The sequence below is a fragment of the Rhodococcus sp. NPDC127527 genome, assembly GCF_042672245.1.
Lineage (GTDB): Bacteria > Actinomycetota > Actinomycetes > Mycobacteriales > Mycobacteriaceae > Rhodococcus_G.
The window spans coordinates 272,619-294,964 of record NZ_JBHXVP010000004.1 but is presented as its reverse complement, the minus strand read 5'-3'; the positions used below and the strand labels follow the sequence as shown (position 1 = coordinate 294,964).

At 70.0% G+C, this 22,346-nt stretch carries 21 protein-coding genes; 13 read left to right on the top strand and 8 right to left on the bottom strand.

Translation table 11 applies throughout. The features are described 5' to 3' along the window. Positions 1-134: 134 nt before the first annotated feature. Together ACFVH2_RS10010 and ACFVH2_RS10005 are read right to left on the bottom strand one after the other, a co-directional pair. Complete coding sequence (locus ACFVH2_RS10010) at positions 135-761, bottom strand: response regulator (RefSeq protein WP_378422017.1); 627 nt, start codon at positions 759-761, stop codon at positions 135-137. Next, entirely contained in the window at positions 761-1,948 is a 1,188-nt protein-coding gene (locus ACFVH2_RS10005; protein WP_378422016.1) for a sensor histidine kinase, read from the bottom strand. The genes ACFVH2_RS10010 and ACFVH2_RS10005 overlap by 1 nt, the downstream gene beginning before the upstream one ends. A gap of 162 nt (positions 1,949-2,110) precedes the next feature. Here ACFVH2_RS10005 and ACFVH2_RS10000 point away from each other — a divergent pair, with 162 nt between their 5' ends. Both ACFVH2_RS10000 and ACFVH2_RS09995 read left to right on the top strand, forming a co-directional pair. After that, positions 2,111-2,701, top strand: coding sequence for a heme-binding protein (locus ACFVH2_RS10000; RefSeq protein ID WP_378422014.1), 591 nt, complete (start codon positions 2,111-2,113; stop codon positions 2,699-2,701). After that, entirely contained in the window at positions 2,698-3,456 is a 759-nt protein-coding gene (locus ACFVH2_RS09995) for an ankyrin repeat domain-containing protein (protein WP_378422012.1), read from the top strand. The genes ACFVH2_RS10000 and ACFVH2_RS09995 overlap by 4 nt, the downstream gene beginning before the upstream one ends. A gap of 15 nt (positions 3,457-3,471) precedes the next feature. Here the strand turns inward: ACFVH2_RS09995 and ACFVH2_RS09990 are convergent, their stop codons facing one another. Further along, positions 3,472-3,942 (bottom strand): SRPBCC family protein, encoded by a 471-nt coding sequence (locus ACFVH2_RS09990; RefSeq protein ID WP_378422010.1) that lies wholly within the window; start codon positions 3,940-3,942, stop codon positions 3,472-3,474. 168 nt (positions 3,943-4,110) lie between these two features. Between ACFVH2_RS09990 and ACFVH2_RS09985 the strand changes: the two genes are divergently transcribed. The 3 genes from ACFVH2_RS09985 (at position 4,111) to ACFVH2_RS09975 (ending at position 5,697) form a co-directional block, all read left to right on the top strand. Beyond that, positions 4,111-4,275 (top strand): hypothetical protein, encoded by a 165-nt coding sequence (locus tag ACFVH2_RS09985; protein ID WP_378422201.1) that lies wholly within the window; start codon positions 4,111-4,113, stop codon positions 4,273-4,275. 73 nt (positions 4,276-4,348) lie between these two features. Further along, positions 4,349-4,699, top strand: coding sequence for a GntR family transcriptional regulator (locus ACFVH2_RS09980; RefSeq protein ID WP_378422008.1), 351 nt, complete (start codon positions 4,349-4,351; stop codon positions 4,697-4,699). Then, complete coding sequence (locus ACFVH2_RS09975; RefSeq protein ID WP_378422006.1) at positions 4,696-5,697, top strand: DUF1648 domain-containing protein; 1,002 nt, start codon at positions 4,696-4,698, stop codon at positions 5,695-5,697. The genes ACFVH2_RS09980 and ACFVH2_RS09975 overlap by 4 nt, the downstream gene beginning before the upstream one ends. On the opposite strand, the gene ACFVH2_RS09970 is transcribed toward ACFVH2_RS09975, so the two are convergent. Next, positions 5,672-6,370, bottom strand: coding sequence for a GNAT family N-acetyltransferase (locus ACFVH2_RS09970; RefSeq protein WP_378422005.1), 699 nt, complete (start codon positions 6,368-6,370; stop codon positions 5,672-5,674). The two genes, ACFVH2_RS09975 and ACFVH2_RS09970, sit on opposite strands and share 26 nt — an antisense overlap. A gap of 69 nt (positions 6,371-6,439) precedes the next feature. Between ACFVH2_RS09970 and ACFVH2_RS09965 the strand changes: the two genes are divergently transcribed. The 5 genes from ACFVH2_RS09965 (at position 6,440) to ACFVH2_RS09945 (ending at position 12,565) form a co-directional block, all read left to right on the top strand. Continuing rightward, positions 6,440-7,222 (top strand): HAD-IIA family hydrolase, encoded by a 783-nt coding sequence (locus tag ACFVH2_RS09965; protein ID WP_378422003.1) that lies wholly within the window; start codon positions 6,440-6,442, stop codon positions 7,220-7,222. Positions 7,223-7,331: 109 nt separating this feature from the next. Next, a complete protein-coding gene (locus ACFVH2_RS09960; RefSeq protein WP_378422001.1) occupies positions 7,332-7,856 on the top strand; it encodes a DUF6764 family protein in 525 nt (174 codons plus the stop codon). Between the two features lie 229 nt (positions 7,857-8,085). Beyond that, the gene (gene groL / locus ACFVH2_RS09955; protein WP_378421999.1) at positions 8,086-9,711 is read left to right on the top strand and encodes a chaperonin GroEL; all 1,626 of its coding nucleotides are present in this window, start codon (positions 8,086-8,088) and stop codon (positions 9,709-9,711) included. A 315-nt stretch (positions 9,712-10,026) separates the two neighbouring features. Next, a complete protein-coding gene (locus ACFVH2_RS09950; RefSeq protein WP_378421997.1) occupies positions 10,027-11,058 on the top strand; it encodes an alpha/beta hydrolase in 1,032 nt (343 codons plus the stop codon). A gap of 172 nt (positions 11,059-11,230) precedes the next feature. After that, a complete protein-coding gene (locus ACFVH2_RS09945) occupies positions 11,231-12,565 on the top strand; it encodes an anaerobic C4-dicarboxylate transporter (RefSeq protein ID WP_378421996.1) in 1,335 nt (444 codons plus the stop codon). A gap of 24 nt (positions 12,566-12,589) precedes the next feature. Here the strand turns inward: ACFVH2_RS09945 and ACFVH2_RS09940 are convergent, their stop codons facing one another. Further along, entirely contained in the window at positions 12,590-13,702 is a 1,113-nt protein-coding gene (locus ACFVH2_RS09940) for an N-formylglutamate amidohydrolase (protein WP_378421995.1), read from the bottom strand. A gap of 46 nt (positions 13,703-13,748) precedes the next feature. Between ACFVH2_RS09940 and ACFVH2_RS09935 the strand changes: the two genes are divergently transcribed. Together ACFVH2_RS09935 and ACFVH2_RS09930 are read left to right on the top strand one after the other, a co-directional pair. Next, positions 13,749-14,582 carry an alpha/beta fold hydrolase gene (locus ACFVH2_RS09935; RefSeq protein ID WP_378421993.1) on the top strand — a complete coding sequence of 278 codons (834 nt, stop codon included), beginning with the start codon at positions 13,749-13,751 and terminating at the stop codon, positions 14,580-14,582. Positions 14,583-14,591: 9 nt separating this feature from the next. Next, positions 14,592-16,934 carry a serine/threonine-protein kinase gene (locus ACFVH2_RS09930; protein WP_378421991.1) on the top strand — a complete coding sequence of 781 codons (2,343 nt, stop codon included), beginning with the start codon at positions 14,592-14,594 and terminating at the stop codon, positions 16,932-16,934. On the opposite strand, the gene ACFVH2_RS09925 is transcribed toward ACFVH2_RS09930, so the two are convergent. The 3 genes from ACFVH2_RS09925 to ACFVH2_RS09915 all read right to left on the bottom strand — a co-directional run bounded on the left by ACFVH2_RS09925 (position 16,895) and on the right by ACFVH2_RS09915 (position 20,608). After that, a complete protein-coding gene (locus ACFVH2_RS09925) occupies positions 16,895-18,937 on the bottom strand; it encodes a prolyl oligopeptidase family protein (protein WP_378421989.1) in 2,043 nt (680 codons plus the stop codon). The two genes, ACFVH2_RS09930 and ACFVH2_RS09925, sit on opposite strands and share 40 nt — an antisense overlap. 54 nt (positions 18,938-18,991) lie before the next feature. Next, entirely contained in the window at positions 18,992-19,339 is a 348-nt protein-coding gene (locus ACFVH2_RS09920) for a transglycosylase family protein (protein WP_378421988.1), read from the bottom strand. A gap of 240 nt (positions 19,340-19,579) precedes the next feature. Continuing rightward, positions 19,580-20,608, bottom strand: coding sequence for an alpha/beta hydrolase (locus ACFVH2_RS09915; protein ID WP_378421986.1), 1,029 nt, complete (start codon positions 20,606-20,608; stop codon positions 19,580-19,582). 175 nt (positions 20,609-20,783) lie between these two features. On the opposite strand from ACFVH2_RS09915, the gene lpdA reads away from it, so the two are divergent. Next, complete coding sequence (lpdA, locus tag ACFVH2_RS09910) at positions 20,784-22,196, top strand: dihydrolipoyl dehydrogenase (protein WP_378421984.1); 1,413 nt, start codon at positions 20,784-20,786, stop codon at positions 22,194-22,196. The last annotated feature ends 150 nt before the right edge of the window (positions 22,197-22,346 follow it).

The window sequence follows — 22,346 nt, the reverse complement described above, 5'->3', positions numbered from 1 at the left end:
CCCGGCGACAGCCGTGGGCGGGTACACACAGGCTAGCCGAGCCGGGTTCCGGGGCGGACCCCCGACGGCGTTCGGTGCCGCAGGCCTGCTACTCGGGGCACGACTGCAGGGGCCGGCGAGGCAGGGCCCTGGGGTCAGCGGATCCCGTCCCGCCGCAGGGCCACCGACACCGCGGCCGCCCTCGTCTCGACGCCGAGCTTGGCGTAGATGTGCGCGAGGTGCGTCTTCACGGTCGCCTCGCTGATGAACAGGCGTTTGCCGAGTTCCTTGTTCGTCAGGCCCTCCGCGAGCAGGGTGAGCAGCTCGGCCTCGCGCGCGGTGAGGGCCTCGTCGGGACGCCGCATCTGTTGCAGCAAACGCGACGCCACCGGCGGCGACAGCACGCTCTGGCCCGCGACCGCCCCGCGGATGGCGGCGAAGATCTCCTGCGGCGCCGAGTCCTTGAGCAGGTAGCCGATGGCACCGGCATCGATGGCCCGGACCACGTCGGCGTCGGTGTCGTAGGTGGTGAACACCAGCACCGGCAGTGCCGGGCAGGCAGCGCGGATACGGCGGATCGCCTCGACACCGTCGATGCCCGCGCCGAGGGCGAGGTCCATCATCACCAGCCGCGGCTCGAGCTCCGCGGCCATGTCCACGGCCTGCTCGCCGGAATCGGCCTCGCCGATCACCTCGATGTCGGGCTGGGAGTCCAGCAGAGCCCGCAGGCCGGCCCGCACCACGAGGTGATCGTCGACCAGCATCACGGTTGTCGCGGTCATCACTCGCCTCGACACGGGATCTGGGCGGCGACGACGGTGCCCTCGCCGGGGGCGCTCTCCACGGTGAGCGTGCCGCCGAGCGCCTGCACCCGCTGCCGCATCGCGCGCAGGCCGAACCCGCCCGCGGGGGAGTGGTCGCCGACCGCATCGGCCGCGAAGCCACGCCCGTCGTCGAACACGTCGAGGGCTACGGCGCCGGGCAGGTAGGTGAGGGTCACCCCTAGAGTCTGCGCGTCCGCGTGCCGGGTCACGTTCGACACCGCGCTCTGGGTGATCCGCAGCAGCGCGTGCCCGACCTCGGCCGGTAGCGGCACCGGGGTCCCGACCACCCGCAGTCGCGCAGCCGGGAAGTGGCCGCGCGCGGCGCTGAGCAGCGCCGCGTCCAGGCTCTGCGTCTCGAGATTGGGGGAGGCGAGGTAGTGCACCAGATTCCGGGTTTCGGCGAGGTTCTCGCGCAGCGACGCGGTCGCGGTCCTCATCTCCTCGCGCGCCGGTGAGTTCGGCTGGTCCCAGGCCAGGTCCGCGGCCTCGAGGTGGAGCAGGCTGCTGGTCAGGCCCTGGGTGACGGTGTCGTGGATCTCGCGGGCGAGGCGCTCGCGTTCGGACAGCACACCCGCCGCGCGTTCGGTCTCGGCGAGCCGCGAGTTCGCCTCGGCGACCTGTTCGAGCAGCCGGACCCGTTCCCGGCTGTCCCGTTCGATCTGGCCGTACGCGATCACCACCAGCGCGCCGGTGCAGATCGGGCCGATCAGAACGGCCCACTCGGTGCGGCCGCTGAAGTTGAAGAAGGCGAGGCTGGTGACCACGGCGAGCACCGCGACGATCAGGTACGCCATCCTGCTCGAGAACGCGCGGGTGCAGAGGAAGAACATCGGGAACGCGCACCACGCGAAGCTCGGCGCCAGCCACACCAGCACCGCCCAGGTGGTCAACACCGGCCACACCCAGGGCTGCCAGGCCGCGGCCCGGCGGGACAGGAGCACGGTCACGGTGTAGAGCGCGGCCAGCGCGACGATCAGGGCCGCGACGACGACGAACCGGCCGCTGACGCCGTGGTAGGTCAGGTACCGGGCGGTCGAGGTCGCCAGCAGCACGTAGAACGAGACGTGGATCGCGACGTCGATCGGTCCGCGGAAGTCCCGGTCGGCCGGGATCTGGTCGCCACGGGCGCTGACAGGGCTGGACATCGGCTCGATCCTACGGAGCGGGCGTCGCCGCCGGATCGGCCATTCGGATGATTTCCTCGCCCCCGGACGGCTGATCGAGAGGCAGACGTGTGCTCGATGCGGATGGGTGGGCCCGGCGGCGAGGCTGGATTCCGTCAGCCCCACGACCGAAAGGCCCACCCGATGAACCTCTCCCGCCGCCTGCCGAAGACCCTCGCCGTGACCGTTCCGCTGGCCGCGATCCTCGCCACCGCGGCGTGCGGCAGCGGCATCGAGGAGAACACCGCGTCGGCCACCCCGGTCGCCACCGCCGCGGTCGCGGCCCAGGCCCCCGCCGACCAGGCGGCGAAGGGCACGGTCGCGTCGAACCGGTTGACGGTCGCCACCGCGGGGAAGGCCGCGCAGGCGGCACTGGCGAAGTGCCAGGCCGACGGACTCGGCTTCGTCACCGTCTCGGTGGTGGACCGGGCCGGTAACGTGCAGGCGATGCTCCGCGGCGACAACGCGGCCCAGCACACCGTGGAGGCCTCGCGTCAGAAGGGTTACACCGCTGCGGCTTTCGGTGCGAACACCAGCGATCTGGCCGGCCGTGCCAAGGGCGACGGTGCCACCGTCGCGGACCTGGAGGGCACGCTGTTCCTGCCCGGCGGCGTTGCGGTGAAGGCGGGCAACGCGTCCATCGCCGGCATCGGTGTCGGCGGTGCGCCCGACGGCATGGCCGACCAGGCCTGCGCGGCGGCGGGTCTCGACGCCATCGCGGGATCGCTGCAGTGAGGTCCGCGCTGCCCGGTGTCCTCCTCGTCGCCGTGGTCGCGGGATGCGTCGCGTGCAGCGGGCAGGGCGGGTCGGGCGGCGCGAGCGGGTCGGCACCGGTCTCGGCGGCTGCGGTCGCGACCTCCCCGGTGGCCCCGCCGGCTGCGCCGGAGCGGGTCTCGACTCCCGAACTCGAGCGGGCCCTGTTCGAGGCGGTCCCGGCCGACGACGCCGTCGCGGCCGGCGCCGCGCTGGCGCAGGGGGCGGACCTCGAGGCGCGCGATGCCGGTGGCCGGACACCGCTGGTGGCCGCGACCAAGGTGAACGCGGTGAATGTGGCGCGGCTGCTCGTCGAGGCGGGCGCGGACGTGAACGCGAAGGACGACCTGCAGGACTCGGCATTCCTGTACGCGGGTGCCGAGGGCTACGACGCGATCCTCGAGCTGACGCTGGTACACGGCGCGGATGTGTTCGCCACCAACAGGTTCGGCGGCACCGCCCTGATCCCGGCCAGCGAGCACGCGCACGTGGAGACGGTGCGCACGCTGATTCGGTCGGGTGTGCCGGTGAACCACGTCAACCGCCCGGGCTGGACCGCGCTGCAGGAGGCGGTCGTGTACGGCGACGGGTCGGCACGGTACCTCGACGTGATCGGCCAGTTGCTCGCCGCGGGCGCGGACCCGGGGATCAGGGACGCGAAGGGCCGGACCGCGCTGCAGAACGCGGAGAGCCGCGACCAGCGTGCGGTCGCGGCTCTCCTGGACAGGGGGCGCTGAGGCCCGCCGGTGGGCTCAGCGGGTGGCGGCGGTCGCCGCTTCGACCTCGGACTTGATGCGGGCGAGGGTGGTGTTCATGCCCGCGATCATGTCCACCTCGAAGTCGGCGGTGCCGCCCATGAACTTGTCGATGAGCAGGGCGGAGACCTTGGTGGTGCCGGTCGGCGCCTCACGCCGCTCGGTGACCTTGGTGCCGGTCGCGGTGGGCTCGAGTTCGTAGGTCCAGATGGTGTGGTTCTCGACCACGCGCCAGGCGATTGCCGTGTTCGGCTCGAACCGGATCACCTTGGCGCTGGTCGGCCACACCAGCAGGCCCTTCTTGTTGATGTTGAAGGTGCGGGTCCCGCGCTTGACGTCGCCGCCGAAGATCACCATCTTCTTGCACTGCGGGCTCCAGCGGCCCATCCGCGCGAGGTCGGAGACCAGGGTCCACACCGCCTCCGGGGTGGCGTCGATCTCGATGCTCGCTTCGAGGGTGTTCGTCACTGGTTCGTCTCCGGTTCGTCTGTGTGTGATACCAAGCGTCACGCATATCTTGCCGGATCGCGCCCGCGCGTCAAGGGGTCGGGCGCGCCGGTGTAATGCGGCGTGCGGGATCGGCGATGAACAGGGTATCCACATCAGCGTCGATCAGCAGTTGCACCGGAGTCAGTCGTGAAGATGTCAGGCGTTCTGCGCCACCCCCACCGCCAGTCCCTTCCCCTGCTGGCGACGGCCCGTCTGAAGGGCAGGCCGGAGAGCTGGCCGGCCGAGCAGCTCGAACGGTTGCTGACCCCGCGCGAGATCGACGATCTCTACCGCGGGCACTTCGCGCACTGATCACGGCCGCCCCGCACGGGGCGCGCCGCACGGCCAACTTGTTCTATTGGAGCTAGAACAATACGATGATCCGGTGCTCATTCGGATAGACCAGTCGGTCGCCACCCCGCTCTTCGAGCAGGTGGCCGCCAGCGTGCGCCGCGCGATCGCCGACGGAACCGCGCCGCCGGGCGAACGGCTGCCCGGCGCCCGGGACCTGGCGGCCTCGCTCGACCTCAACGTGCACACCGTGCTGCGCGGCTACCAGCAGCTTCGCGACGAGGGGCTGATCGAGTTGCGGCGCGGTCGAGGCGCGGTGGTGGCGGCCGACGCGGCCGGACGCAGCAGGCTGCGGCAGGCGGTCCGGGACCTGGTCGCCGAGGCCCGGCGGCACGGGATGAGCGCTCCCGAACTCACCGACCTCGTGAACACGGAGATGGCATGACGACCTCCCTCTCGACTCCCCGCATCCCCTGGCCGCGCGCCGTCGCGGGCGCGCTGGTGCCGCCGGTGCTCGTGGCCGCGGCAGCGTGTGCCGCGGTCGATTCCTGGTCCGACGAGCTGCCGGACCCGGTGGCCGTGCATTTCGGTCCCGGCGGCGAGGCGAACGGCTTCTCCTCGCTCGCCGCGGCCACGTGGTCCCCCCTGCTCGGGCCGGCCGTGTCGGCGGTGTTCTGCCTGTCGCTGCTCCTGCTGACCAGGTGGGACGCGCGTGCGGCGCGGATGGGTGTTGCGGCGGCCGCCGGGATCGGCGCCTTCGTCGCAGCGCTTCCGGCCGCGCTGATCGCCGGCCAGCGTGGCCTGGCCGACGCGGCCCAGGCGTCGGTGGGTGGCTGGTCGATCGCGCTCGCCGCGGCGGCAGGTCTGGTCGCCGCCCTCATCGGCCGTGCGGCGGTGCCCGCGCCCGGTCCCGCTACTGCCGCGAATCCGCCCCGTGACGGCGCGTCCCGGATCCCGTTGGCGGAGGGGGAGCGGGTGGCCTGGTCCGGGTCGGCCGCGATGCCCCGGTGGCTGGCGGTCGTCGTTGCGGTGATCCCGCTCGCCGTGGTGCTGGGCCTGGCCGCGTTCGCGGCGGGTTCGATCGTGCTGGTGCTCGTCGTCGCCGCCGTCTCCGCCGTGCTGACGGCGTTGGTGTCGGCCCCGGTTCGCGTCAGCGTCGACTCCCGCGGGATGCAGGCGCGGAGCCCGATCACCGGCCGGCCGACCCGGATCCCGCTCGACGAGGTCGCCGAGGCCGACACCGTCACCATCGGACTGCTCAACAAGTACGGGGGCTTCGGCTACCGCGTCGGCCCCGGCGGTACCGGGCTCATCGTGCGGCCGGGCCCGGCGCTGCGCGTCACCCGTGGTGACGGCTCGCGGTTCACCGTCACCGTCGACGGCGCGGAACAGGCTGCGGCCGTGCTCAATTCGCTCGCTACGCGGGGCCGGACTCCGCGCTGACCTCGAGTCGGCGAGTCAGACGGTCGCGCACGGCCGGCCAGTCGTCCACGGTGATCGAGAACAGCACGCTGTCGCGCACGGTGCCGTCCTCGCGGCGGAAGCTGCGCCGCAGCGTGCCCTCGTACCGGGCGCCGAGCCTGGCGATGGCCTGCTGGGACCGGGTGTTGCGGACGTCGGTCTTGAGCTGCACCCGTCCCACGTTCAGGTTCTCGAAGGCGTGGCGGAGCAGGAGTAACTTGGCCTCCGGATTGACGGCCGTGCTCCACACGCCGGGGTGGTAGAGCGTCATGCCGATCTCGAGCCGGGCATCGCGCGGGGCGACGTCGAGGTAGGCGGTGGTCCCGACGGCCGAACCCGCGGGCAGGCCACCGACGGGTCGGACGGTCCGGACCGTCCACTGGTGCCAGCCCGGCTCGGTGCTACGGACACGAAGGAACTCCTCGAACGACTCGGGATCGGCCGGCCGCCACGGCACGTGCGCCCAGACGCGGTCCCGGTCGAGGGCGCGGAACAGGTCGGCGGCGTCGGCGGCCGGGTCGAGCGTGGTCAGTCGCACCCACGAACCCCGAAGTTCGGTGCCGCCGGGGATCGGCCAGAGCATCTGCGGCCACGGGACGTCCGTCGGGCGGGGGTCGGGCACGGGAGTGAACGGGGCAGGATCGCTGGTCGGCACGCTACGAGTATCGCCGGGCAGGTGCGCGGGCCGCGTCCACCAGCCCGCGGGGACGCATATCCTCGGAGGATGGCGCGGATCGACGGCGTGCTGTTCGACATCGACGGGGTCCTGGTGACGTCGTGGCGACCGATCGACGGCGCCGCGCGGGCACTCGACGCGGTGCGGGGTCTCGGCATGGGGCGCGCGTTCCTCACCAACACCACCTCGCGCACCCGCGACGACATCGCTGCCGCGCTGCGGAAGGTCGGGATGGACGTCGAACCCACCGAGGTCGTCACGGCCGCGGCGCTGACCGCGGAGTACCTCCGGTCGACGTATCCGGGCGCGCGGTGCCTGGTGATCAACCACGGTGACGTCGCTCGGGACATGACCGGAATCGTGTTCGACGACCGCCGACCCGAGGTGGTCGTGCTCGGGGGCGCTGGACCCGAGTTCGACCACGCCACGCTGAGCCGGGTGGTCGAGCTGATGTTGGACGGCGTCCCGGTGGTCGCGATGCAGGGTGGACTGACCTGGGCCACCGCCGGCGGGACCAGCATCGACACCGGCGCCTACCTTCCCGGGCTGGAGGCCGCGGGCAACGGCCGGATCGTGGTGATCGGCAAACCGTCGCCGACCGGATTCGTCGCGGCCGCCGAGTTGATGGGTGCGGCGCCCGAACACGCCGTGATGATCGGCGACGACCTCCACGGCGACGTGCTCGCCGCCCAGCACGCCGGATTCGTGGGGGCGCTGGTGCGCACCGGCAAGTTCCGTCAGCGCGTCCTCGACGACGCGAACGAGGCGCCGGACCACGTCGTCGACTCGGTGGCCGCACTCCCGGCACTGCTCGACGAACTGACCGCGTGACGGCCCGGGCAAACCGGTGCCGAATCGAGATCTGCCGATCCCCCCGTGAGGTCACCACTCTTGGGTACCGTCGCGTCCGTATTCCGTTCGTTCCTTCTTGAGGAGTTCTGTGTCGACTCAGCCCCGCACCCGCGTCCTGTCCTTCTCTCGTTCCCGGATCGCCCGCGCGGGCGCGAGTATTGCGCTCGGTGCGGCGGCGATCGGCGGCCTCGCGCTCGCCGGCACCGGGGTCGCCTCGGCCGCCCGGGTCGACTGCGTCTCCCCGCCCTCCGCCAACGACATCCACGTCATCGGTGACGCCTCCTGCGGCGCGACCGCGACCGGCGCCGGCGGCGTCGCCAACGCCGGAGCGATGGACAGCGGCACCGCGGTCAGCGTCGCCGACGGCGGCACGGCCAACACCTTCGCGACCGGGTTCGGGGTCGCGTTGAGCGGGGCGAAGGCGGCCGGTCAGGCGCACGCCTACGCGATCGGCGGCGGCATCGCGCACGCCCGCACCGACAACGGCAACACCACCTTCGCGATCGCCGGCTGGGGTTCGGGCGCGACCGCCGAGTCGGCGGGTGTGAACTGCGTCGGACCGCTCTCGTTCGCGATCAACCTGAACACCGGTGCGGTCTGCGCGATGCGGTAGTCGAGGCGAGCGCACTCGGTGCCCGCGACCTTGCACTCGTTACACCTGAGTGCTAAAAAGGCACTTGGCACTCGCAACACGTGAGTGCCAGGTCGGGACGGTGAGACTGGGATTCATCGACACCCCTGGTCGTCCGTCGCGGGCACCGAGCTCGGCCACAGGCGTAGATGAGGCGATCCGACGAGCGGTCGCCTTGTGTGTCACCCCCAATCCGGAGGATCACTTCGCAATGGCCAAGATCATCGCGTTCGACGAAGAGGCCCGTCGCGGCCTCGAGCGTGGCCTGAACAGCCTCGCAGACGCCGTCAAGGTGACGCTGGGACCCAAGGGTCGCAACGTCGTGCTCGAGAAGAAGTGGGGCGCCCCCACGATCACCAACGATGGTGTGTCCATCGCCAAGGAGATCGAGCTCGAGGACCCCTACGAGAAGATCGGCGCCGAGCTGGTCAAGGAGGTCGCCAAGAAGACCGACGACGTCGCCGGCGACGGAACCACCACCGCCACCGTGCTCGCCCAGGCTCTCGTGCGTGAGGGTCTCCGCAACGTCGCCGCGGGCGCCAACCCCCTCGGCCTCAAGCGCGGCATCGAGAAGGCCGTCGAGGCCGTCACCGCCAAGCTGCTCGACACCGCCAAGGAGGTCGAGACCAAGGAGCAGATCGCTGCCACCGCCGGTATCTCGGCAGGCGACTCGTCCATCGGTGAGCTCATCGCCGAGGCCATGGACAAGGTCGGCAAGGAAGGCGTCATCACCGTCGAGGAGTCCAACTCCTTCGGCCTGCAGCTCGAGCTCACCGAGGGCATGCGCTTCGACAAGGGCTACATCTCGCTGTACTTCGCGACCGACGCCGAGCGTCAGGAAGCGGTGCTCGAGGACGCCTACGTGCTGCTCGTGAGCTCCAAGATCTCCACCGTCAAGGACCTGCTGCCGCTGCTGGAGAAGGTCATCCAGTCCGGCAAGCCGCTGGCGATCATCGCGGAGGACGTCGAGGGCGAGGCCCTGTCCACCCTGGTCGTCAACAAGATCCGCGGCACCTTCAAGTCGGTCGCCATCAAGGCCCCCGGCTTCGGTGACCGTCGCAAGGCGCAGCTCGCCGACATCGCCATCCTCACCGGTGGCGAGGTCATCAGCGAAGAGGTCGGCCTCTCCCTGGAGACCGCGGGCCTCGAGCTCCTCGGCCGCGCCCGCAAGGTCGTCGTAACCAAGGACGAGACCACCATCGTCGAGGGTGCCGGCGACGCCGACGCCATCGCCGGTCGCGTCAACCAGATCCGCGCCGAGATCGAGGCGTCGGACTCGGACTACGACCGCGAGAAGCTGCAGGAGCGCCTGGCCAAGCTGGCCGGTGGCGTCGCCGTCATCAAGGCGGGCGCTGCGACCGAGGTCGAGCTCAAGGAGCGCAAGCACCGCATCGAGGATGCCGTGCGCAACGCGAAGGCCGCTGTCGAGGAGGGCATCGTCGCCGGCGGTGGCGTGGCCCTGCTGCAGTCCGCTCCCGCGCTCGACGACCTCAAGCTCGAGGGTGACGAGGCCACCGGCGCGAACATCGTTCGCGTCGCGCTCGAGGCGCCGCTCAAGCAGATCGCGTTCAACGCGGGCCTCGAGCCCGGCGTCGTCGCGGAGAAGGTGCGCAACCTGCCCGCCGGCCACGGCCTGAACGCCGCGACCAACGAGTACGGCGACCTGCTCGCCGCCGGCATCAACGACCCGGTCAAGGTCACCCGCTCGGCGCTGCAGAACGCGGCGTCCATCGCGGCCCTGTTCCTGACCACTGAGGCCGTCGTCGCCGACAAGCCGGAGAAGGCCGCCGCTCCCGCGGGCGACCCGACCGGTGGCATGGGCGGCATGGACTTCTGAGTCCCGCTCCCCGCTTCACCAGTAGTTCCGGAAGGCCCGGGTCCGCAGCAGTGCGGGCCCGGGCCTTCCCGGTCTCGGCGTAGTGTCCGCGGCCACCGCCGTCGTTCGGACGGATGAACGGGTGGGTGAATCGGCCTCGATCTTTTATGATTCTTGGGACAACGCGGTGCTGCGCGGGTGACACTGTCCACGCGGCACCTTCGTCCTGGCCCCATGAGGTAACGGTGGGGCCTCGATGCTGTATATACGCAGTTGAAGAGTCACACGTAGTTGAACAGCTCTCAGGTACACAGTCGACAGTCAAGGTGGGAACACATGCCCAAGTTTCGAGGATCGGGTCGTCGAGCAGGACGCATCGCGCTGGCAACCGCCGCGCTGACGGTCCTGCCGCTGCTCGGAGCGGGTGGCCTCGCCAACGCCGACGAGACCACGCCGACCGCCACCTCGGCCAACGGCTCCAAGCTCGAGCGCATCGACGGCACCGGTCGTCAGGTGACGGCCTACGTGTACTCGGCCTCGATGGGCAAGACCATCCCGCTCAAGATTCAGCGTCCGGCCGACGCCAACGCCAAGGCGCCCACGCTGTACCTGCTCAACGGTGCGGGCGGCGGTGAGGACAGCGCCACCTGGCAGCGGCGCACCGATGTCGCGTCGTTCTTCGCGGACAAGAACCTCAACGTGGTCACCCCGGTCGGCGGTGCCTTCAGCTACTACACCGACTGGCAGAAGGACGACCCGAAGCTGGGTCGCAACAAGTGGACCACCTTCCTGACCCAGGAACTGCCGCCGATCATCGACACCGCGCTGAACACCAACAAGGTCAACTCGCTGGCCGCCATCTCCATGACCGGCACCAGCGTGCTGAACCTGGCCATCGCGGCGCCCGGTCTGTACAAGGGCGTCGCCGGGTACAGCGGATGCGCGGAGACGAGCACCCCGGCCGGTCGCGCGTACATCGACCTCGTCGTCGGCTCCCGTGGCGGCGCGGATGTCGAGAACATGTGGGGCCCCAAGAACGATCCCGCGTGGATCGCGAACGACCCGGTCATCCAGGCCGAGAAGCTGCGCGGCACCAAGCTCTACGTGTCCACCGGAAACGGCCTGCCCGGCCCGCACGAGAACCTCGCGGAGACCGGCGGCACGAGCGCGCTGGCGAACCAGGTGCTGGTCGGCGGCGCGATCGAGGGTGCGACCCTGCTGTGCACCAACAACCTGTTCAAGCGTCTGAACGAGCTGAAGATCCCGGCGACCTTCGACTTCCGCCCGAACGGCACCCACTCGTGGGGCTACTGGCAGGACGACCTGCACAAGTCCTGGCCGTTCCTGGCCGAGTCGCTCGGTATCTGACCGACTGACCGATCAACGGCGCCGATCCCGCGACCAGCGGGGTCGGCGCCGTTTTTCTGTGTGCGGCACACGAATTGGGCGTCCCACCGAAACCCCTTGGTGTGCGTAGTATCCCAGCCATCCGAGGTCGGCTGGCGGGTCGTCGCTCGGCGTCGGGCAAAGGTGGTCCTGCGTGGATGCGGTGAAGATCGTTCTCGAGCTGATCGTGGTGCTCGGCGCCATCGTGATGGGCACCCGATCGAGCGGTGTGGCACTCGGCCTCTGGGGTGGCGCCGGCGTGGCGGTGCTGGTGTTCGTCTTCCGCGAGCCGGTCGGCAGTCCGCCGGTGGACGCGCTGCTGATCGTCCTGTCGGTGGTACTGGCCTCGTCGATGATGCAGGCCGCGGGCGGTATCGACTGGATGGTGTCGATCGCGGCGAACCTGATCGCCAAGCGGCCCAAGCAGATCACCCTCATCGCGCCGCTGGTCTCGTTCCTGTTCTCGGTGGGCGCGGGCACCTCGAACATCCTCTACCCGCTGCTGCCGGTGATCTACGACGCCTCCTACCGCAACGGAATTCGGCCGTCCCGCCCGTTGTCGCTGTCGGTGGTCGCGACCGGCGTCGCCCTCGCCTGCAGTCCGGTGTCCGCGGCGATGGCGGCCATGGTGACGCTGACCGACGTCGAGCCGTACAACTTCGAGCTGATCGACATCATCAAGATCACGCTGCCCGCGGCGATCATCGGCATCGTGGCGTCCTCGTTCGTGGTCAACCGGCTGGGCAGGAGCATCGCCGAGGACCCGGAGATCCAGGCGCGCATCGCATCCGGTGAACTGGCCGCACCGGCCGGCGGCATGAGCAAGGTCGAGTTGAAGTCGTCGACGCAGGGCCGCAACGCCGCGCTGATCTTCCTGGCAGGCGTCCTGGCCATCGTGGTGTTCGGTCTCTTCAAGGGACTTCGGCCGGAGGCGGCCGACGGCTCGCCGCTGGGGATGACCCCGATCATCGAGATGCTCATGTTCGTGGTCGGCACGCTGATCCTTGTGGTGAGCAAGCCGAAGGTCGCCGACATCCCGACCATGTCGGTGTTCAAGGCGGGCATGGTCTCCGCCATCGCCCTCTTCGGACTGGCCTGGCTCACCGACACTTTCATCAGCGCGCACCTGGCGTTGATCACCGACACCGTCGGCGACTGGGTCAGCGCGGCACCGTGGATCTTCGCGCTCGGTGTGTTCCTGGTCTGTGTGCTGACCACCAGCCAGTCGACCGCCACCCGGACCATCGTGCCGATCGGACTGGCGTCCGGGCTCGCACCGGGTCTGCTGACCGGCATGTGGGCGGGTGCGTTCGCGGGCATCTACCTGTTGCCCACCAACGGCTCGCAGATCGCCGCGGCGAACTTCGACGAGTCGGGCAGCACGAAACTCGGCAGCAAGCTGGTGGACCACTCGTTCTTCGTCCCGACCCTGGTGCTGGCGGTCACGACCATCGCGGCGGGTTCGGTGCTGGGCCTGATCCTGGGCTGAGCGGTGCGCCCGGCCGCCGAGTCGTCAGTCGCGGGAGCGGTACCGGTCCCAGCTGGCCTTGCAGGCCCGGGCCAGCATGTCGACGCGATCGGCGTCCGTCTCGGGCCAACCCACCCCGGGGGCGGTCAGCTCGCGGGTGGCCTCGGGGCCGAGCAGGAACTCGCGGCGGTACTCGGCCTGTACCGCACTCAGGGCGACGCCCGCTGCCGCGGCCTGCGGAGCGAGCTCGCGGAACAGCCTTCCGGCCTCGATGATCTCCTGACTGCCCAGATACGGCTGGTTCAGCGCGACCGCCTCGGGGCGCGTCACGCCGAAGCCCTCGCGGTGGGCCGCGGCCAGCACCCGCAGCGCGTCCGGGGCCATGGTCACCGGACCGTCCCCGCGCGGATCGCCTCGGTGGTCGCCGCGGTTCGACAGCGCGACGACCTCCGGCAGCCGGTCCGCCGGGGCTCGGTCGACGTTCACCGCGCCGTCCCGGGTGGTGGTGTGATTCATGGTGTCGTGGAACGAGAGGGTGCTGAAGTCGACCGGGGCACCGGACCGGTCCGCCCTGGCGAAGGCGAGGTCGATCATCCGTCCGATCAGCTCGTTTCGGGTCCGCTGGTAGACCTCGAGGCCGCGGTCGGCGACCTCGGCGAAGGTCGCCGCCAGTCGGCGCAGACCCGCGTCGTCGTCCGGCTCGACCAGCAGAGGGTAGAACGAGAACGTCACCGGCCGGATCGCGTCCACCCCGGTCAGGTCCACCTTGTTGTACGGCCCCGCCGCCCGTACCCGGGTGAACGCCTCGCGCAGGGTCTCGTACAGGTCGTCCGGCCTGGCCCGGTTGGGATCGCGCACCAATCGGGGGTGCGGGTTCTCGACGTACACGATCCGCGGGTCGATCTCCGCCCAACGCCGCGCGATCGGGCCGGTCGTGCAATCGGTGAAGTCGAACTGCAGCCGCTTCGTGAACTCGGGTGCCAGGAATTGGGCGAGTTCGGCAGGGATCACGGAGCCCGAATGCGGGCAGCTGACGAGCAGATCCGCCTCGGCGAGCGCCTGGTCGAGGCTCCGGCTGGCCGGATCGGCGTAGAAGGTCAGGTCCTCGGGGGTGAAGACGGTTCCGGCGGGCAGGAGCTGCGGGTCAGCGGGCACCATGAGCGAACCCTATCGGCTGAGGCGCTCGGTGGCGGAGTATGGAGCCGTGGAGACGATTCCGATTCAGGTGCCCGACGGCAGCACCCTCCCGGTCCGGCTCTTTCCCGGACGTGAGGGAGCGCCGGTGATCGTGATCTTTCCCGGGCTCGGGGTCCCGGGCGGGTTCTACGATCCGGTGGCTCAGGCGTTGGTCGAGAGCGGGTTCAACGCGGCGATCGGTGAGCTGCGCGGTCAGGGTGACAGCAGGCCGCGGCCCGGCCCGACCAGCAACTACGGATACCAGGACCTGGTGTCGGTGGACTATCCGGCGACCTTCGAGGTGGCGCGGGAGCGGTTCCCGGACAGCACGCCGTACCTGCTCGGGCACAGCATGGGTGGTCAGCTGGGGGTGATGTACGCGGCGCGGGCACGCGGACGGCTCGGCGGGCTGATCCTGGTCGCCTCGGGTTCGCCGTTCCATCGCGGGCACGGCCCCGTACGCGGTGCGGGCCTGTTGCTCGGGTCGGCGGCGATGTCGGTGACGGCGAACGTGGCGGGATTCTGGCCGGGGGACCGCCTGGACGTCGGCGGGTTCGGCAGGCAGTCGAGGGTGCTGATCTCGGACTGGTCGCGGTTCGCGCGTACCGGCACGATCGAGCCTGCGGGCGCGGACATCGACTACGAGGAGCGCATCGGCAGGCTGACGCTTCCGGTGCTCTCGATCACCGTCGAGGGCGACGACCTGGCGCCGAAACCCGCCGTCGCGAACCTGGTCCGCAAGCTGCCGAAGGCGGACCTGACGACCTGGCACCAGCCGGAACCGTTGGGCCACAACGGCTGGATCCGACAGCCCGACAGCACGGTCGAGCGGATCGTGGCGTGGTTGCGCGATCGGGAGTGAGAGTCGGCCATGGACCCTCCGGTACATCCCGCGAGCGACGAGACCGTCGCCGGGGGTCCGCCCACGGCACTGGGTTCACCGACGGTGTTGGGCCACGACACCGCGACGCCGTCCACCACGACCACCGGGCCGAGCGCCGGATTCGTCGTCGACACCGGCGTCGGCAGGCTGGTCGCGGACTGGGAGGAGTCCGGGGCCGCGTCCGACCTGCGGGAGTACCTGCCCGACACGGACGCCGTCCGGCGGGCGGCGCTGGTCGAGCTGATCATGGTCGACCTCGCCTACCGCTGGTTGCGGGTCGACCGGCCGAAGCGGATCGCCGACTACTGCCTCGAATTCCCGGAACTGCTCGCCGAGCCGCTGCCGCCGGAGCTCGTCTACGAGGAGTACCGGGTGCGCAGGCTGAGCGGGGCGAAGGTCGATCCGAACGAGTACGTTGCCGAGTTTCCCTACCAGGCGGACCGATTCGACTGGCTGCGTGAGCACGACCCGAGGACGGCGGCCGCGGAGCAGTTGAGCCTGCCGGGTAGCGACGACCTCGCCGCGGGTCACCGGCTCGACGACTTCGACCTGGTGACCGAGCTCGGGCGTGGCGCGTTCGCGCGGGTGTTCCTCGCCCGGCAGCGATCGATGCAGCGGTGGGTGGCGCTGAAGATCTCCCGCAACGTCGGCACCGAGGCTCAGACCCTCGCGCAGCTCGACCACCCGTACATCGTGCGGATCTTCGATCAGCGGGTGCTCGAGGACCGGCAACTGCGGATGCTGTTCATGGAGTACGTGTCCGGTGGCACGCTGCTCGACGTGGTGCGCCGGGTGCGCGATGTCCCGCCGGAATCGCGGAGCGGGCAGCTGCTGCTCGACTCGATCGACCACGTTCTCGCGCGCAAGGGCGAGATGCGGCCGGCCGAATCGGGGGTGCGCGCCGAGATCGCCGCGCTGTCCTGGCCGGAGACCGTCGCGTGGATCGGGCTGCGGCTGTCGGAGGCGCTCGAGTACGCGCGCGAGCACGGGGTGCTCCATCGCGACATCAAGCCGGCGAACGTGCTCCTCACCGTCGAGGGGGTGCCCAAGCTCGCCGACTTCAACGTCAGCTCCAGCGACGTCGTCCCGGTACCCGGTGCGGTCGGCGCGGTGGCCGGGTCGGTCGCCTACATGTCGCCCGAGCAGTTGGCGGCGGCGTCCGCGCCGGCGTCGGCGGCCACCGTGCGGATCGACACCCGCAGCGACGTCTACTCGCTGGGCGTGATGTTGTGGGAGCTGCTGACCGGCTCCCGGCCGTTCGGCGACACCGAGCCGGGGGAGTCGCTCGAGGCGTCGCTCGCGCAGCGCCGCCGCGGCGTGGACGAGGAGCTCGTGGCCCGGCTGCCGGCCGACTGTCCCGCCGCCCTGCGCCGCGTGCTGCTCGTCTCGCTCGCACCGGACCCGGACGACCGGTGGTCGGACGGCCGGAGGCTCGCTCGTCAGTTCGCGCTGTGCCTGGATCCGCACGCGCGCGACCTGGTCGACCCGCGACCCGACTCGGTGCGGTCCAGGATGTGGCGGTGGGCGCTGCCGGTGATGCTGGCGGCGATCGGAATCCCGAACGTGCTGGCCGCGGGCTACAACTACTACTACAACAGGGAACTGATCATCTCGACGCTGTCCGCGCAGGCGCAGCAGCACCTCGAGCAGGTCCACCTGGTTATCGCCGCGTTGGCATTCCCGGTCGGGGCACTGCTGATCCTCACCTGGTGCCGGCTGGCGCTCACCGTGCCGCGGGGCCTGCGCCGAGGTCAGGCCTACGACGGCGCGGTGCTGGCCCGAGCGCGAACGGCCACACTGAATCTCGGCCACCGAGCTGTCGTGGTCAGTTTCGGGCTCTGGGTGGTGGCTGGGGTCGCATACCCGGTCGCGTTGCAGATCGCGGCGGGCGGCATCCCGCTGCGGGCCTACACCCACCTGCTCGCATCACTGGCCGTGTGCGGCGCGGTCGCGGTCGCCTACCCGTACTTCATCCTCACGTACTACTCGGTCCGATGCCTCTACCCGATCCTGCTGTCGCACGGCGAGATAGGCAGTCGCGACGGCCGGGACATCCGTACCCAGCGCAGGCTGGGCACCCGCTACCTCGCCGTCGCGGCATCTGTGCCGCTGATCGGGGTCGCCGGTCTCAGCTTCGTCGGCGTCGACCGCGGCGGCACCGTGAACGTCACGGTGCGCGTCCTCTGTCTGGGCGGGATCGCCGCGTTCATCGGTGTGTACCAACTGTTCCGGCAAATCGAGTCCGATCTGCGCGCGCTCGCCCGCGTGGTGACGCTGGGTGTCCCCGGGGATCAGTCCCCGCCGCCGAGCGTGTCCCACAGGAACGTGTAGGCCAGCGCCGACTTGAACGCCATCTGCTTGTTGTCGGCGGCGCCGCCGTGGCCGCCCTCGATGTTCTCGTAGTACCAGACTCGATGGCCCTGCTTCTCGAGCAGCGCGGCCATCTTGCGGGCGTGCCCGGGATGCACCCGGTCGTCGCGGGTCGAGGTCGCGATCAGCACGGGCGGGTAGGCGCGGCCGGGATCGGTGTTCTGGTACGGGGAGTACTGCGAGATGAACGCCCACTCGTCCGGGTCGTCGGGGTCCCCGTACTCGGCCATCCAGGACGCGCCCGCCAACAGCAGGTGGTACCGCCGCATGTCGAGCAGCGGGACCTGGCAGACGATGGCGCCGAACAGTTCCGGGTAACGGGTGAGCATCACGCCCATCAGCAGCCCGCCGTTGCTGCCGCCCTGCGCACCGAGTTGGGCGGCGGTGGTGATGCCGCGGTCGACGAGGTCGCGGGCGACTGCGGCGAAGTCCTCGAACACCTTGTGCCTGCCCGCTTTCAGGGCCTGCGTGTGCCACTGCGGTCCGTACTCGCCGCCGCCGCGGATGTTCGCGACCACGTAGGTTCCGCCGCGCTCGAGCCAGGACAGGCCCATCGCGCCGCTGTAGCCGGGCAGCATCGAGTTCTCGAATCCGCCGTACCCGTACAGCAGGGTGGGTCCCGGCGCCGCACCCGGATCGCGCACCACGAAGTACGGGATCCGGGTGCCGTCGTCGGACACCGCGAAATGCTGTGTGACGGACAGATTGGCGGAATCGAAGAAGGCGGGTGCCTGCTTGAGTTCCTCGATCGGTTCGCCGACGTACCCGTGCAGCAGGGTCGCGGGAGTGGTGTAGCCGCTCGAGTTGAGGAAGAACTCGTCGCTCTCGACCGGATCGACGTCGAGCACATCGGTGGCGGCGAGTTCGGAGACTCCGCCGAGCGGTTCGTCGGTCCACCCGGCGGGGCCGGGGGTGCGCACACGCAGGTGCGTCTGCACGTCCGACAAGGTCACCAGCAGCAGGTGGTTGCGAGTCCACACGTACTGTTCGAGCGACGTGTGTGGGTCCGGCGCGAACAGCACGGTGAACTCGCGCGAGCCGGCCTGGTAGTCCGCGTAGCGTGCGGCCAGCAGGGTGCCGGCGGAATACTCGTGATCGCCGACCGCCCATGTCGAACGGGTGCGGATCAGTAGCCATTCCCGGTGCACCGACGCGCGGGCGTCCTGCGGCACGTCGATCAGCGTCAACTCGCCGTCGGCGCCGAGTTCGAAACGCTGCGAGGCGTAGAAGTCGATCGAGCGCTCGACGAAGCTGCGTTCGAAGCCGGGCGTGCGGTCGTACCAGGCGGAGACCGCGACGTCCGAGTGGTCGCCCTCGAACACCGTGACGGCCTCGGTGACGGGGGTACCGCGCCGCCAGCGCGCCGCGGTGCGCGGGTAGCCGGAATCGGTCAGCGCCCCCGGCCCGGTGTCGGTGCCGACGTAGACGGTGTCCGCGTCGATCCAGCCGATGTCGCTCTTGGCTTCGGAGAGGTGGAAGCCGCCGTCCTCGGGGGAGACGAATTCGGCACGCAGCAGATCGAACTCGCGTATCACGACGGCGTCGGCCCCGCCGCGCGAGAGGCTGATCAGCGCACGAGACTGGTCGGGTCGCAGCACCTGTGCGCCCGACCACACCCAGTTCTCGCCCTCGGTCTCCGCGAGTGCGTCGAGGTCGACGAGGATCTCCCAGTCGGGCGCCTCCGTCCGGTACTCGTCCATGGTCGTGCGCCGCCACAGGCCGCGCACGTGCAGGGAGTCACGCCAGAAGTTGTACAGGTAGGCGCCGCGCCTGCGCACGTAGGGTATGCGGGCGTCGGTGTCGAACACCGCACGGATCCGGTCCTGGAGGTCGGCGAACCCGTCGCTCTCGGTGAACTCGGCAATGGTGCGGTCGTTGTGCTCGCGCACCCACTCCAGGGCGGACTCGCCGGTGACGTCCTCGAGCCAGAGGTAGGGGTCGGTCGCAGTCGGGTCGGAAGCCATGCGTCATTGATACCCCGATGGTCGGGCGATGCCCACCGACCGCCCCGCGCGGCCTCAGAGGTAGCGACCGCACACCGGCCAGGCGCCGGGTCCCTGTCCGGCGAGGACCTTCTCGGCCACGCGAATCTGCTCTTCCCTCGAAGCGTGCTGAGGGTTGCCCGAACCGCCGTACTCCGACCAGGTGCTCTGGGTGAACTGCAGGCCTCCGTAGAAGCCGTTCCCGGTGTTCGTCGCCCAGTTTCCACTGCTCTCGCAGCTGGCGACGGCATCCCAGTTGTGGCTCGCCGCACTGGCGGTGCCGCCGGCGAGCCCGACAGCGACGGAGGCGAGGGCGCCGACCGTGACGAGGTGTCCGAGGGTCCGTGTGAGGGTGCGGGTGTTGCCGGTGCGACTGACGATCATCGAGGTGTGTTCCTTGCCTGGGTATTCCGTGACCGGACCCACGCGGATCGGTGAGCCCGGTCACAGAGTCCCGGCCGCGGCGGTCGAGGGAGACGGTCGATGTGCCGGGAGGCATACCTGTTCCGCAGGATTCGGGTATCCGCCCGGGATGCGGATGCCCGCGTGGTCACGGGGTGCGCCGGACTCCACGACGCGAACGGCCCCGCACCATCGGTGCGGGGCCGTTCGGCGAGTGTGGGCCTACAGGCCGATCGACTTGGCCAGCATCGGCCAGGACTTGTGCAGGTCGTCCTGCCAGTAGCCCCAGGAGTGCGTGCCGGCGGGGCGGTAGTCGAAGGTGGCCGGGATGTGGAGATCGTTCAGCCGGGTCTGCAGGTTGTGCGTGCACTGGTCGACCGCGGCCTCGATGGCGCCGCCGATGACGACCTGGTTGGCGAGTGTCCCGACGTTGCCGTTGATCCCGGGGCCGGCCAGGTTGTCGTGGTCCCCCGGCAGGCCGGTCGAGGCTGCGACGTAAAGCTCTGTGCCGCGGAGCTTCTCGGCGTTGACGACGGGGTCGTTCGCCTTCCACCCCGGTCCGTCGAACGGGCCCCACATGTTGGTGGCATCCGCGCCACCACGCGACTCGACGACCGCGCGGACGTAGAACTGGCCCGCGTCGGTGCTGGTCTCGGCGCAGCCGCTGTAGGCGCCGACGCTCTTGTAGAGCGTGGGCGCGGCGATCGCGAGGTTGAGCACGGAGGTGCCCGCCATCGAGATGCCCGCGAGCGAGTTGACCCCGGTGGTGCCGAAGGCCTTGTCGATGATCGGGGGCAGCTCCTCGGTCAGGAAGGTCGTCCACTTGTTGCGGCCGAGCTTGGGGTCGTCCTTCTGCCAGTCGGTGTAGTAGCTGAAGGCGCCGCCGATCGGGGTGACGACGTTGACGTTCTTGTCCTTGAAGAAGTCCATGACGTCGGTCTGCTGCTGCCAGGTCGCGCGGTCCTCGCCGCCCCCGGCGCCGTTGAGCAGGTAGAGGGTCGGTCGCGGTGCGCTGGTGTCTGCGGGGGTGATGACCTCGACCGGGATGGTCTGGTCCATGGCGGCGGAGTACACCTGCGCGACCACCTTGCGTGAACCGCTGTTGTCGATTCGTTCGAGCTTCGAGCCGGTGGTCGTCTCGACGCTGGGGTCGGCGTGCACGATCGCCGGGACCGCCAGCATCGGCAGGACGGCGAACGAGACAGCTGCGGCGAGCAGTCGTGCGCGGCGGGAAGAGGGCCGAAGACGCATGAAGGCCTCCCGGTTCGAGTGGGCGGTGCGGGCGCGCCGGTACGGACGCACATCCTTTCTACCGGAGTCGGGCTCCGGTCAGCCACTGTCCGTGCCGGCCCGATGCCCGTGGCTACCGGTGGGTAACCCGACCATCCCGGGACACCGAATTCGTACGGGACTACCCTGGGGACTCGTGACCTCACACTATGACGTCGTTGTCCTCGGTGCCGGTCCCGGTGGGTACGTCGCTGCTATCCGCGCGGCACAACTCGGACTGAAAACCGCCATCATCGAAGAGAAGTACTGGGGCGGTGTCTGCCTGAACGTGGGCTGCATCCCGTCCAAGGCGCTTCTGCGCAATGCGGAGCTTGCGCACATCTTCACGAAGGAAGCCAAGACCTTCGGTATCTCGGGGGAGGCGTCGTTCGACTTCGGCGCGGCCTTCGACCGCAGCCGCAAGGTCGCGGACGGCCGCGTCAAGGGCGTCCACTTCCTGATGAAGAAGAACAAGATCACCGAGTACGACGGTCGCGGCACCTTCACCGGTCCCAAGGCGATCGACATCGCCCTCAGCGCGGGCGGCACCGACTCGGTGACCTTCGACAACGTCATCGTCGCCACCGGCAGCACCACCAAGCTGCTGCCCGGCACCTCGCTCAGCCGCAACGTGGTCACCTACGAGGAGCAGATCACCACCCGTGAGCTGCCCGGGTCGATCCTCATCGTCGGTGCGGGCGCGATCGGCATGGAGTTCGGCTACGTGCTCAAGAACTACGGCGTGGACGTCACCATCGTCGAGTTCCTCGACCGGGCGCTGCCCAACGAGGACGCGGACGTCTCCAAGGAGATCGAGAAGCAGTACAAGAAGCTCGGCGTCACCATCAAGACCGGTGCGGCCGTCCAGACGATCGAGGACGACGGCGCGAAGGTGACCGTCGCGATCAAGGACAACAAGTCGGGCGTCGTCGAGACCGTCGTCGTCGACAAGGTGCTGCAGTCCGTCGGCTTCGCCCCGAACGTCACCGGCTTCGGCCTCGAGACCGCCGGGGTGGCTCTCGACCGCGGTGCCATCGCCATCGACGAGCGGATGCGCACCAACGTGCCGGGCATCTACGCGATCGGTGACTGCACCGCGAAGCTGATGCTCGCGCACGTCGCCGAGGCCCAGGCCGTCGTGGCGGCCGAGACCATCGCCGGCGCCGAGACCCTCGAGCTCGGCGACTACCGGATGATGCCGCGCGCGACCTTCTGCCAGCCGCAGGTCGCCAGCTTCGGTCTCACCGAGGAGCAGGCGAAGGCGGAGGCGACCGCTCGCGGATCCGACATCAAGGTGGCGGTCTTCCCGTTCACCGCCAACGGCAAGGCACACGGGCTGGCCGATCCGACCGGCTTCGTGAAGCTGATCGCGGACACCGAGCACGGTGAGCTGCTCGGCGGCCACCTGATCGGCCCCGACGTCTCCGAGCTGCTGCCCGAGCTGACCCTCGCCCAGAAGTGGGACCTGACGGTCAACGAGCTCGCGCGCAACGTGCACACCCACCCGACGCTGAGCGAGGCGCTGCAGGAGGCCATCCACGGGCTCGCGGGTCACATGATCAACTTCTAGACATTCCGGCGCCGAGAAGCGCTGTGCCCGAGGGCGTCCGACCATCAGGTCGGGCGCCCTCGGTCGTTTTCGGGCCCGAACCGAGTCCGGGTGAGGACTTGTTCACGCCGATGCAATCTGCGAAATCAACTGGTGACTGACAGTCATTCC